The sequence below is a fragment of the Erwinia sp. PsM31 genome (genome assembly GCF_030433775.1).
GTDB lineage: Bacteria > Pseudomonadota > Gammaproteobacteria > Enterobacterales > Enterobacteriaceae > Erwinia > Erwinia aeris.
In genome coordinates this window covers 84,531-97,096 of sequence record NZ_JARUWZ010000009.1, presented here as the reverse complement: position 1 = coordinate 97,096, position 12,566 = coordinate 84,531, and the positions used below count along the sequence as shown (strand labels likewise).

Genomic DNA, 12,566 nt, shown 5'->3' with positions numbered 1-12,566 from the left:
GATATTTTATCGCCCCTGTGTTTTAAGCGGCGCGCAAACGCGCCATATAGAGCGCATCCACCTGTTTGCCGTTGCGTACGGCATAGCGCCGCGCCACGCCTTCCGTTTCAAAACCAAACCGCTGATACAATCTTACCGCCGTGTCGTTGTCGGCAAATACCGTTAGCTCAATGCGCTCGACGCTCAGCCAGCTATCGCACAGGCTGACCATCTCCTGCATCAATGCGGAGGCCACGCCGCGACCACGGTAGTGATAATCGACGCAGAGTCCAAAAGTCGCGGTATGCCGCCGACGCGCGCGGCCATTAACCTCCAGATATAAGTCGCCGACCACCTGTTCATCAACGCAGGCGACCAGCCGCTGCATGCCGGGCTGAAGTTTCTGTAGACGTTCCTGAACAAGCTGAAGCGAGGGATGAGGAAGCTGTAGCGTGTCGGTGTAGGTTTCCGGCTGGCTGACAATACGATGCAGCGCGGCAGCGTCTTCAACGACGGCGTGTCTTATCACTATCTCACTCATTCTCTCGCTCCTTTTGGTTATTTCCTGCTTAAATTCAGGGGATTCTGGCGCAAAAGCAAGCGAAAAAAATGCCGCAGAGGCTTTACAAGTGCGAATGATAATGATTATTATTGTCATGCGTTTTCGATTTGGGCTTCACGGACCGGTCGGGAAGGCACGACATTGCTCACATTGCTTCCAATATTATTTAGCCAGCTCGGGTGCTGGCTTTTTTTTTGCCTGCCCGGCGGCAACCTCCGTTTTCTCCCTTCTTATCTGCTTGCGCAAACGGTCTGAAAGACGCCTGTTAATTTCATCGAATAATTTGAACAGAGGAGACAATTTTCTCCGCTATCTTCCCGGTCAGCACAGGTCCAGACTATGTGAAAACGTTGAGGAGGATTGAACATGATTTACTTACGCAAAGCACAAGAACGCGGTCACGCTAACCACGGCTGGCTGGACAGCTGGCACACGTTTTCTTTCGCTAACTACTACGACGCCAACTTTATGGGCTTCTCGGCGCTGCGAGTGATTAACGAAGATGTTATTGATGGCGGCCAGGGCTTCGGCACTCATCCCCATAAAGATATGGAAATCCTGACGTATGTGCTTTCCGGTACCGTTGAGCATGAAGACAGCATGGGCAATAAGGAGCAGATCCCGGCGGGTGAGTTCCAGATTATGAGCGCCGGCACCGGCGTGCGTCACTCTGAGTACAACGCCAGCAAAGACGTGCCGCTGCACCTGTATCAGATCTGGATTATTCCGGAAAGAACGGGCATCACGCCACGTTACGATCAGCGTCGTTTCGCGGATGTTCAGGGCCGCCAGCTGGTGCTGTCGCCGGATGCGCGTGAAGGCTCGCTGAAAGTTTATCAGGATATGACGCTTTCCCGCTGGGTGCTGAAGCAGGGCGAGCAGGATACCGTACAGGTTGAGCCGAACCGTCGTATCTGGATCCAGGTGGTGAAAGGCGACGTCACGGTCAACGGCGAAAAAGCGGGCACCAGCGACGCTTTCGCAATCTGGGATGAAGCTTCGCTGAGCCTGGAAGCCGCCAGCGACGCCGAAATCCTGCTGTTCGATCTGCCGCCGGTTTAAGATCACACTTTGGGCGCGGCCTGCCGCGCCCTTCACCGTTTTCCCGCCAATTTTGTTACACTCAAGCGATCCACCCTCTGACTCCCTGAAAATAATGAAGAAGAAAAGACCGGTGCTACAGGACGTTGCCGATCGTGTGGGCATCACCAAGATGACCGTCAGCCGCTATCTGCGCAATCCCGATCAGGTTTCCGTTGCCTTGCAAAGCCGTATTGCCGCCGCGCTCGATGAGCTGGGCTATATCCCTAACCGCGCGCCCGATATTTTATCTAACGCCACCAGCCGGGCGATCGGCGTGCTGCTGCCTTCTCTTACCAACCAGGTTTTCGCCGACGTGCTGCGCGGCATCGAAGCCGTAACCGATGCGGCAGGTTATCAGACCATGCTGGGCCATTTTGGCTACAGCGCGGAAAAAGAAGAGCTACAGATGCGCTCGCTGCTGGGCTGGAACATCGACGGGCTGATCCTGACCGAACGCACCCACACGCCAGCCAGCCTGCGGATGATCGAAACCGCAGGGATCCCGGTGCTGGAGATGATGGACTGCGTTTCGCCTTGCCTGGATCTGGCGGTAGGGTTTGATAACGTCGAGGCGGCGCGGCAGATGACCCACGCTATCCTGCGCAAGGGACATCGCCGCACGGTTTATCTGGGGGCGAGGCTGGACGAACGTACTTTGCTGAAGCATCAGGGTTATGAACAGGCGATGCGCGAAGCGAACCTGGAGCCGCGCAGCATCATGATGGAAGAAGCCTCTTCTTTTTCAATGGGCGGAACGCTGATGCTGGCGGCGCAGCAGCGCTATCCTGATACAGACAGTCTGTTTTGCACCAACGATGATTTAGCGATAGGCGCCATGTTTGAATGCCAGCGGCAGGGGCTGCGCGTGCCGCAGGATATTGCTATCGCGGGCTTCCACGGTCACGACATCACCCAGGTGGTCACGCCAGAGCTGGCCACCGTGCTGACGCCGCGTGAAAAAATGGGGCAGGTTTCCGCCTCGCTCCTGCTGGCGCGCATTCGCGGCGAGCAAACCGGATCGCAGCAGATCGATGTCGGCTTTACGATTTCTGAAGGCGGCAGTATTTGATTCCACAGAGCCGAGCCCGTCGGCTCTGTTTGATCTCATAGAGCCGATCTGCCCGGTTCTTTGTCCCTTTGTGCCGCAGCCACTCCTAATCTGTCATTTTTTTGAACCATCTCACATTTACCAGCTTTTTCCGCTCTGGCTGTTGCCATACTTCACGGGCGTCCAGACAATGTTACCGATAACAACATAACGCTAACAATAATGGGCAGGTCCCTGACATCTTCGCCGGAGTAAAACAATGAACAACTCTTTTCCGTCCAATCATGTATTTGTGCTGATGGGCGTATCCGGCAGCGGCAAATCGGCCGTTGCCAATGCCGTCGCTTATCATCTGAAAGCGGCCTTCCTGGATGGCGATTTCCTGCATCCTCGCAGCAATATTCAAAAGATGGCGGACGGTCATCCCCTGAACGACGACGACCGCCGTCCCTGGCTGAAGGCGATTAACGACGCCGCGTTTGCTATGCAGCGTACCAATCAGGTTTCGCTGATCGTTTGTTCCTCGCTGAAAAAGAGCTACCGCGACATTCTGCGCGAGGGCAATGACAACCTGTCGTTCATCTATATGAAGGGCGATTTCGATACCATTGAGGGCCGTCTGCGCGCGCGTAAAGGGCACTTCTTCAAGCCGCAGATGCTGGTCACGCAGTTTGAAACACTGGAGGAGCCGGGCAGCGACGAGCGCGACGTGCTGGTCGTGGATATCAACCAGACGCTGGATGAAGTTGTGGCTACCACTATCGCCACCATCGAAGGTGCGATAAATAAGTAGGGTGTCATGGCAACTGCAACACTGGTATTAACCGCGGCAGGCTCTGTCCTGCTGCTGCTGTTCCTCGTGATGAAAGCGCGGATGCACGCCTTTCTGGCGCTGATGCTGGTCTCTGTCGGCGCCGGGATCTTCTCCGGAATGCCGCTGGATGACATTGCCGCCACCATGCAAAAAGGCATGGGCGGCACGCTGGGCTTCCTGGCCGTGGTCGTCGCGCTGGGTGCGATGTTCGGTAAAATTCTGCACGAAACCGGCGCGGTCGATCAAATAGCGATCAAGATGCTGAAAACGTTTGGTGAAAGCCGCGCGCATTACGCGATGGGCATCGCCGGGCTGATCTGCGCGCTGCCGCTGTTCTTTGAGGTGGCGGTGGTGCTGCTGATCAGCATCGCCTTCGCCGTGGCGCGCCGCACCGGCGACAACCTGGTCAAGCTGGTTATCCCGCTGTTTGCTGGCGTGGCGGCGGCGGCGGCGTTTTTGCTGCCCGGCCCGGCGCCGATGCTGCTGGCTTCGCAGATGCACGTCGATTTCGGCTGGATGATCCTGCTCGGCGTCTGCGCGGCGATCCCCAGCATGCTGATCGCCGGCCCGCTGTTCGGCAACTTTATCAGCCGACACGTGGAATTTACTCTGCCGACAGAGGACAACCATCCTGAGTTTGATGAGAGCAAGCTGCCCTCGTTCGGCTTCAGCCTGTCACTGATCCTGTTTCCGCTGGTGCTGGTTGGGCTGAAAACCATCGGCGCGCGCTTTGCGACCGAAGGCACTTCGCTCTATGAGTGGCTGGAGTTTATTGGCCATCCGTTTATCGCCATTCTGCTCGCCTGTTTGCTGGCGATCTATGGCCTGGCGTATCGTCAGGGCATGGATAAAGAGCGGGTGATGCAGATTTGCGGCAGCGCGTTGCAGCCGGCGGGTATCATTCTGCTGGTAATTGGCGCGGGCGGCGTCTTTAAGCAGGTGCTGGTGGATTCGGGCGTTGGCCCGGCGTTGGGGCATGCACTGACCGGCGCGGGCCTACCGGTGGCGCTGGCCTGCTTTATCCTGGCGGGCGCGGTGCGCATCATTCAGGGCTCCGCAACGGTCGCCTGTCTGACGGCGGTAGGACTGATTATGCCGGTAATTGAACCGCTGCATTATTCCGGCGCGCAGATGGCGGCATTATCCATCTGTATCGCGGGCGGTTCGATCATTTTCAGCCACGTTAACGACGCGGGCTTCTGGCTGTTCGGCCGTTTTACCGGCGCAACCGAAGGGCAGACGCTGAAGACCTGGACGATGATGGAAACCATCCTCGGCACCACCGGCGCTATCGTAGGTATGATCGCTTTTGCGCTGCTTTCTTAATGTATTGATCGGCGGGCGGCTTAGCGCCGCTCGCCTTTTTCTTTTGCTGAAGGAGGAAAAATCAGAAAGGGGAACAGCAGGTAGGGCGCAATAACTAATAAGGCAACCATCCCACGAGAATAGCCGGCGTCGTTGGCTCTGCGGACGCCACGACCAGACCGATCCCAAACAGTAAAATCTTGCCGTCAGCAGCCACTCTTTGACAGTCGCGATTGATTGTTATGCAGGCAACGGCTTCTGAATTACTTCTGAACCGAGCGGCGTAACATCGCATCCGGCAACGGTGCACCCAGATTTCCGATCCCGCCAGCTTCACGAATGGCAGATGAAAGTTCGATTGCTCGCTGGGTTTTATGCTGTCGAGCCATACGCATTACCTCTTCACGAGTTAACCCGTGTGCTGAACGCCCGGTTTCACAATCAGGTTTCAATGACATAGATCCCCCATTCCCTGTATTTTGAGACGTAATGATAGCCTGAATTTTGTTCATTTTCACTCAGTACTTCGTCATATAGCTTGCCAAGCCCGGGCCGGACGGGAATAGCTACCACGGCCTGCGGCGCGTATTTAGCAACAAAATCCGTGATTGCTCCGCCCACTGCTTTTAACATAAATTCTTTCAGCTCGAGCCAGGAAAAATTCATTTCTTTACCCGGCGAAAATAGAGGGGAATCGGTCATGACTGCTTCTAACGTGTAAAAATTGAAGAGATAAAAATCGTTTTGAAGGGTGTGAGGAGAATAGTCACCTGCGAAAATTTCATGAAACTGACTGGGCAGGCGTTCTATATCAATAATGTATTCCTCTGTCTTATCCGCTCTTTTTTCAACCGTAGCGATATAGCAGACGTTTCGGGTACGCATCGGCAGCTTAAAAGGCTGTACCGTAATTTTCATCATTGCCAATCCTTTGGACTTATCTTATCCGCTGTCAGTTAATAAATTCGCCTGAAAATTATACAGACCTTCAGAGAGTACAGACAGCGTTTGTTACTGTACTACCGAATAACTGATGCCCTGTTCAGGAGGAAAAGGCGCAATGCCGCACGACAGAAGCGGCAAAACATTTCATACAGTGGTTGTGTTCCGATCAGAGCTTCAGATAAGCGCGGATCCCGTCCAGGAACATCTGGGTGGCCAGCATAATCAGGATCAGGCCCATCAGACGCTCCAGCGCGTTAACGCCTTTTTCGCCCAGCAGCCGTAAAAACAGCCCCGAAAAGAGTAGGATCGCCACCGTAGCGCCCCAGGCGATCAGCAGCGAGCCCGCCAGGTAGCCGATGTTGTTGGGATACTGATGCGACAGCAGCATTAGCGTCGCCAGCAGCGAAGGGCCAGCCACCAGCGGAATGGCCAACGGCACCAGAAAAGGTTCTTCGCCTGCGGGCAGGCCACTGCTGTTGCTTTCGTGCGAGGGGAAAATCATCTTGATAGCGATCAGAAACAGGATAATGCCGCCGGAAATCGAGACGGTCTCCGTTCGCAGGTTCAGAAACGCGAGAATTTTTTCACCGGCAAACAGGAACAGCAGCATAATCGCCAGCGCGATCAGCATTTCCCTAATCAGCACCGTCCGACGACGTTTCGGCTCCAGATGCTTTAAAACCGACATAAAAATCGGCAAATTGCCCAGCGGATCCATAATAAGCAGCAATAATATGGTCACCGAAATCATCTCTGTCATGGGTTTCTCCTTCTTTCCACCGGGGCTGGTCTTCCGTTATAAGCAGCTCTGCTAAAAAAGCCGCGCTAATCGAATTAATTCACTTGCCACTTTTGCTGCATTTTGTAAGGTGATAGCCATATTTCTTTCTTATCACTTACTCTAACAGGTCAGGCGTTTTTGTCGCAGACAGTTTGCCTTTCGCCAGCGGGCGGCTCAAGGCTACTCGCAGACGGGCAAACCAGCCTGAAACAGGTGCAATATGAAATCAGTAGGCTTAATTGGTTGGCGCGGCATGGTCGGTTCCGTGCTGATGCAGCGGATGACGGAAGAGCGCGACTTTGACGTCATTCGCCCGGTATTTTTCTCCACGTCTCAGCATGGCCAGGCCGCGCCGCAGTTTGGCGGTCAGTCTCCGGGCCTGCTGCAAAATGCGTATGACCTGGACGCGCTGAAGGCGCTGGATATCATTATCACCTGCCAGGGCGGCGACTACACCACCGAGATTTATCCAAAGCTGCGTGCGGCAGGCTGGCAGGGGTACTGGATTGATGCGGCCTCCACGCTGCGTATGCAGGACGACGCGCTGATTATCCTGGATCCGGTCAACCACCACGTTATTCGTCAGGGTCTGGACAAAGGCATTAAAACTTTTGCGGGCGGCAACTGCACCGTCAGTCTGATGCTGATGTCGCTGGGCGGCCTGTTCGCCCAGGATCTGGTGGAGTGGGCGTCCGTGGCGACCTATCAGGCGGCTTCCGGCGGCGGCGCGCGGCATATGCGTGAGCTGCTGGCACAGATGGGAATGCTGCACGACGGCGTGGCGAAAGAGCTGCAAAATCCGGCCTCCGCTATCCTGGATATCGAACGCAAAGTCACCGAGATGAGCCGCAGCGGCGTGCTGCCAACCGATAACTTCGGCGTACCGCTGGCGGGTAGCCTGATCCCGTGGATCGACAAACAGCTGGAAAACGGCCAAAGCCGCGAAGAGTGGAAAGGCCAGGCGGAAACCAACAAGATCCTGCAGCCGGCGCGCACTATTCCGGTCGACGGCCTGTGCGTGCGCGTTGGCGCGCTGCGCTGCCACAGCCAGGCGTTTACGCTGAAGCTGAAAAAGGATGTGCCGCTGGCGGAAATCGAACAGCTGCTGGCTGCCCATAACGAATGGGCTACCGTGGTGCCAAATGACCGTGAGCTGACCCTGCGCGAGCTGACGCCAGCGGCGGTGACCGGCACGCTGAAAACGCCTGTGGGCCGTCTGCGCAAGCTGAATATGGGGCCGGAGTATCTTTCTGCCTTTACCGTTGGCGACCAGCTGCTGTGGGGGGCCGCCGAGCCGCTGCGCCGGATGCTACGACTGCTGGTGGATTAAGACCGCCTCGCCCTGCCAGAACGGCAGGGCGCTTTCACCTGCACGCGGTCGTGCCTGTCGTGCCGCGAAGGTTACTTTTCCATTTTTAATTTCCATATCTTTCCCAACATTAACGATAACAGTTGCGCTGTTTAAACATTCATCAACGGTCAACATGTCGCGATCGGTGAAAGCGGTTAACCGTGCGCCTTAACTGCATTTGTTCCCTGAGGGGAATTTTATCGCTCCGGCTTCCCTGCTTTTCCATGCCGCTTACTAATCTGTGAAAGTTTGATCTGAAAGCAATATTTTTTCTTCATTCGACCCTGGCTTTACTGGCGCCCTGGCTATGCTTAGCTGTATCGCCCGATTACGGGATGTTTGGCGCTGTCTGCCACGTCCGATCACGTTTTGAGTATTCAACAGAAGTTGTCGCACGCTGCGGCGGTTTTTTGCACAGGATGTCAGGCCGTACCCGCCAGCGTGCTTTTGGCTCAATGAAGAGCAGCGCATTCGTTTTTTTCTGAAAAAGGATCGCCTGCCATACATTACAGGTACAGTCATGTCAGAGCTTACGGATCGCCGGTTAATTAATGCGTTAATTTCCGGTCATTATGCTGACCCCTTTTCGCTACTCGGCATGCATCAAACCCCAAAGGGATTGACGGTGCGCGCCCTGTTGCCGGACGCCACCGAAGTTTGGGTAATCGAAACCAATACCGGCCGGAAATGTGCTCAGCTGGAATGTATTGATTCACGGGGATTTTTCGAAGGCGTGATCCCACGCCGCAAAAATATGTTCCGCTACCAGCTGGCCGTCACCTGGCACGGTCAGCAAAACCTGGTGGATGATGCCTATCGCTTTGGGCCGCTGCTGAAAGAGCTCGACAGCTGGCTGCTGGCGGAAGGCACCCACTTACGTCCCTATGAGAGCATGGGCGCGCACTCGGACGTGATTGATGGCGTTATCGGCACCCGCTTTTCCGTCTGGGCACCTAATGCCCGTCGTGTCTCCGTGGTCGGCGATTTTAACTTCTGGGATGGCCGTCGCCATCCTATGCGGCTGCGTCAGGAGAGTGGCGTCTGGGAGCTGTTTGTGCCCGGCGCCGTGCAGGGGCAGCTTTATAAATATGAAATCATCGATAAAAACGGGCAGCTGCGGCTGAAATCCGACCCGTATGCTTTTGAAGCGCAGATGCGGCCGGACAGCGCCTCGATGATTTGCGGCATTCCGCCTAAAACCACCATGTCGGAAGCGCGCCAGCGGGCCAACGATTTTGACGCGCCCATCTCTATTTATGAGGTGCATCTCGGATCGTGGCGTCGCCATACGGACAACAACTACTGGCTGAGCTACAAAGAGCTGGCCGAGCAGCTGGTGCCTTATGCCAAAGAGATGGGCTTTACCCATCTTGAACTGATGCCGATCAACGAGCATCCGTTTGACGGCAGCTGGGGCTATCAGCCTACCGGCATGTATGCGCCAACGCGCCGTTTCGGCACGCGCGACGAGTTCCGTAACTTTATTGCCGTTGCCCATCAGGCCGGCCTGAACGTGCTGCTGGACTGGGTGCCGGGACATTTTCCTTCCGATGATTTCGGCCTCGCCAAATTTGACGGCACCGAGCTGTATGAGCACGGCGACCCGCGCGAAGGCTTTCATCAGGACTGGAACACGCTGATTTATAACTTTGGCCGTCGTGAAGTCAGCAACTATCTGACCGGCAACGCGCTCTACTGGATCGAACGTTTTGGCATCGACGGCCTGCGCGTGGATGCCGTTGCCTCCATGATCTATCGCGACTACAGCCGGGCGGAAGGCGAATGGATCCCTAACCATTTTGGCGGCCGGGAAAACCTGGAAGCTATCGCTTTCCTGCGCTACACCAACCGCACGCTGGGCAACGCCGCGCCCGGCACCGTGACCGTGGCGGAAGAGTCCACCGATTTTCCGGGCGTCACGCGTCCGTCCGAAACGGGCGGCCTGGGCTTCTGGTACAAGTGGAACCTGGGCTGGATGCACGACACCCTGGACTACATGCAGGTAGATCCGCTCTACCGCAAGCATCACCACAACAATCTGACCTTCGGAATGCTTTACAACTCCACCGAAAATTTCGTGCTACCGCTGTCGCACGATGAAGTGGTGCACGGCAAGCGTTCTATCCTGGATAGGATGCCCGGCGACGTCTGGCAGAAGTTCGCCAATCTGCGCGCCTACTACGGCTGGATGTACGGCTTCCCCGGCAAAAAGCTGCTGTTTATGGGCAATGAGTTCGCGCAGGGCAAAGAGTGGAATCACGATATCAGCCTGGACTGGCATCTGCTGGAGGGCGAGGACAACTGGCACAACGGCGTGCAGCGCCTGGTGCGCGACCTGAACCATACCTACCGCGAGCATCCGCCGCTGTATCAGCTTGATTTTGACCAGATGGGCTTTGAGTGGCTGGTCGTGGATGATTTTGATAACTCGGTGTTTGTTTTTGTGCGCCGCGATCGTGAAGGCAACGAACTGATTGTGGTCAGCAACTTTACGCCTGTTACGCGCTACGACTACCGTTTCGGCGTTACGCAAGCGGGAAGCTGGCAGGAAGTGTTGAATACCGATTCCGCGCATTATCACGGCAGCAATGTCGGTAATCTGGGATCGATTAGCAGCGAGGCTATTCCGAGCCATAACCGCGAACACTCAATCAGTATGACCTTGCCGCCGCTTGCTACGGTGTGGCTGGTCAGGGAGGCCTCATGAGTCAATTGCAGCCCGGTAAATCCACGCCGACAGGCGCGACCTATGACGGCAAGGGCGTAAATTTTACGCTGTTTTCGCAACACGCCGAGCGGGTAGAGCTTTGCCTGTTTGACGAGCGAGGCATTGAAACGCGAATGGAGCTGCCCGCCCGCACCGGCGATATCTGGCACGGCTATCTGCCCGCCGCCAAACCAGGCCAGCTTTATGGCTACCGCGTTCACGGCCCCTGGCAGCCCGAAGCCGGGCATCGCTTCAACCCACACAAGCTGCTGATTGACCCCTGCGCGCGCGAAGTGATCGGTGAAGTTACTGACGATCCTCGTTTTCAGTGCGGCCCACAGGTTTTGGATACCAAAGACAGCGCGGCAGTTGCACCGCGCAGCGTGGTCGTGGCCGATGATTTCGACTGGGAAGACGACAAATCGCCGCGCGTGCCGTGGGGCTCCACCGTTATTTACGAGGCTCACGTACGCGGCCTGACCAAACGCCATCCCGGTATCCCGAAAGAAATCCAGGGCACCTATGCCGCGCTGGGTCATCCGGTGATGATCGACTACTTCAAGCGGCTGGGCATTACCACGCTGGAGCTGCTGCCGGTCGCCTTCTTCGCGCACGAGCCGCGTCTGCTGCGGCTTGGGTTGACCAACTATTGGGGCTACAACCCGCTGGCGCCTTATGCGCTGGATTCCCGCTACGCTTCCGGCGTGAACGACGTGCATCCGCGTGATGAATTCCAGCAGGCGGTGAAAGCGCTGCATGCGGCAGGCATCGAAGTGGTGCTGGACGTAGTGTTTAACCATACGGCCGAGCTGGATGAAACCGGGCCGATGCTGTCGAAGCGCGGCGTGGATAACAAAAGCTTCTACTGGCTGGACGAGCAGGGCAAGTATGAAAACTGGACCGGCTGCGGCAACACGCTCAACATCAGCCATCCTAACGTGCTGGACTGGACGCTGGAGTGCCTGCGGTACTGGGTTGAGGTTTGCCACGTCGACGGCTTCCGCTTTGACCTGGCGACGGTGCTGGGCCGCACGCCGGAATACCATCCGCACGCCTCTATTTTTGAAGCGATGCAGGAAGATCCGCTGCTCTCTCAATGCAAGCTGATTGCGGAACCCTGGGATATCGGCCCGGACGGCTATCAGGTCGGCAACTTTCCGCCGCCGTTTGCCGAATGGAATGACCAGTACCGCGACACGATGCGGCGCTTCTGGCTGAACGGCGACAGCAGCAATGCTGAGTTCGCCAAACGTTTCGCCGGCTCCAGCGATATCTTTAACCAGCAAGGGCGGCTGCCTTCGGCCAGCATCAACCTGATCACCGCGCACGACGGCTTTACCCTGACCGACCTGGTCTGCTTTAACGAAAAACACAACGAGGCCAACGGCGAAGATAACCGCGACGGCCACAACGGCAACTACAGCTATAACCACGGCGTTGAAGGGCTGAACGCGCCGCTGCTGGTAGCCGAGCACCGTTTGCGCAGCGTACACGGCTTATTGACCACGCTGCTGCTCTCGCAGGGCACGCCGATGCTGCTGGCCGGCGACGAACACGGCCACACTCAGCACGGCAACAACAACGCCTACTGTCAGGATAACGAGCTGACCTGGCTCGACTGGGAAAACAACAACAGCGGACTGTTTACTTTTACTGCTGCCCTGATCCACCTGCGCAAACGCATTCCTGCGCTTCAGGCCGATCGCTGGTGGCAGATTGACGACGGCAACGTGGAATGGCTTGGGCCGGACGGTCAGCCGCTGTCTGCCGACGCCTGGCACCACGGCGAACGCAGGATGCAGATCCGGCTGTCGCAGCATTGGCTGATCGTGATGAACGCCACCGAAGAAGTGTGCGACATCACGCTGCCACCAGGGCGCTGGCACGCCATTCCGCCCTTCGCCGGGGAAAACAACCCCATTCTGTTAACTGTCTGGCATGGAGCCGCGCACGGTGTGTGCGTGTTCCAGGAACAACCATAACAGGAGTCA

The 12,566-nt window shown here is 56.4% G+C and carries 11 protein-coding genes; 7 read left to right on the top strand and 4 right to left on the bottom strand.

The annotated features are described in order from the left end of the window. Positions 1 to 22 precede the first annotated feature (22 nt). A complete protein-coding gene (locus QCD69_RS09815; RefSeq protein WP_301251861.1) occupies positions 23 to 520 on the bottom strand; it encodes a GNAT family N-acetyltransferase in 498 nt (165 codons plus the stop codon). A gap of 387 nt (positions 521 to 907) precedes the next feature. Between QCD69_RS09815 and QCD69_RS09810 the strand changes: the two genes are divergently transcribed. The 4 genes from QCD69_RS09810 to gntU all read left to right on the top strand — a co-directional run bounded on the left by QCD69_RS09810 (position 908) and on the right by gntU (position 4,812). Beyond that, the gene (locus QCD69_RS09810; RefSeq protein WP_253457539.1) at positions 908 to 1,603 is read left to right on the top strand and encodes a pirin family protein; all 696 of its coding nucleotides are present in this window, start codon (positions 908 to 910) and stop codon (positions 1,601 to 1,603) included. A 94-nt stretch (positions 1,604 to 1,697) separates the two neighbouring features. After that, complete coding sequence (gene gntR / locus QCD69_RS09805) at positions 1,698 to 2,693, top strand: gluconate operon transcriptional repressor GntR (protein WP_253457542.1); 996 nt, start codon at positions 1,698 to 1,700, stop codon at positions 2,691 to 2,693. A 238-nt stretch (positions 2,694 to 2,931) separates the two neighbouring features. Continuing rightward, positions 2,932 to 3,465: a gluconokinase gene (gene gntK, locus QCD69_RS09800; RefSeq protein WP_253457545.1), complete on the top strand. Its 534-nt coding sequence runs from the start codon at positions 2,932 to 2,934 to the stop codon at positions 3,463 to 3,465. Positions 3,466 to 3,471: 6 nt separating this feature from the next. Beyond that, positions 3,472 to 4,812, top strand: a complete 1,341-nt coding sequence (gene gntU, locus QCD69_RS09795) for a gluconate transporter (RefSeq protein ID WP_125289912.1) — start codon at positions 3,472 to 3,474, stop codon at positions 4,810 to 4,812. A gap of 420 nt (positions 4,813 to 5,232) precedes the next feature. On the opposite strand, the gene QCD69_RS09790 is transcribed toward gntU, so the two are convergent. Both QCD69_RS09790 and QCD69_RS09785 read right to left on the bottom strand, forming a co-directional pair. Next, positions 5,233 to 5,712, bottom strand: coding sequence for a hypothetical protein (locus tag QCD69_RS09790; protein WP_253457548.1), 480 nt, complete (start codon positions 5,710 to 5,712; stop codon positions 5,233 to 5,235). A 190-nt stretch (positions 5,713 to 5,902) separates the two neighbouring features. Further along, positions 5,903 to 6,496 (bottom strand): YhgN family NAAT transporter, encoded by a 594-nt coding sequence (locus tag QCD69_RS09785; protein ID WP_125289910.1) that lies wholly within the window; start codon positions 6,494 to 6,496, stop codon positions 5,903 to 5,905. A 241-nt stretch (positions 6,497 to 6,737) separates the two neighbouring features. Between QCD69_RS09785 and asd the strand changes: the two genes are divergently transcribed. Beyond that, complete coding sequence (asd, locus tag QCD69_RS09780; protein WP_253457550.1) at positions 6,738 to 7,847, top strand: aspartate-semialdehyde dehydrogenase; 1,110 nt, start codon at positions 6,738 to 6,740, stop codon at positions 7,845 to 7,847. Here asd and QCD69_RS09775 read toward each other — a convergent pair. After that, positions 7,827 to 8,003, bottom strand: a complete 177-nt coding sequence (locus tag QCD69_RS09775; protein WP_253457553.1) for a hypothetical protein — start codon at positions 8,001 to 8,003, stop codon at positions 7,827 to 7,829. The genes asd and QCD69_RS09775 overlap by 21 nt on opposite strands. 385 nt (positions 8,004 to 8,388) lie before the next feature. Here QCD69_RS09775 and glgB point away from each other — a divergent pair, with 385 nt between their 5' ends. Both glgB and glgX read left to right on the top strand, forming a co-directional pair. After that, the gene (gene glgB, locus QCD69_RS09770) at positions 8,389 to 10,575 is read left to right on the top strand and encodes a 1,4-alpha-glucan branching enzyme (RefSeq protein ID WP_253457556.1); all 2,187 of its coding nucleotides are present in this window, start codon (positions 8,389 to 8,391) and stop codon (positions 10,573 to 10,575) included. After that, positions 10,572 to 12,557 (top strand): glycogen debranching protein GlgX, encoded by a 1,986-nt coding sequence (gene glgX, locus QCD69_RS09765; RefSeq protein WP_301251860.1) that lies wholly within the window; start codon positions 10,572 to 10,574, stop codon positions 12,555 to 12,557. The genes glgB and glgX overlap by 4 nt, the downstream gene beginning before the upstream one ends. Positions 12,558 to 12,566 lie beyond the last annotated feature (9 nt).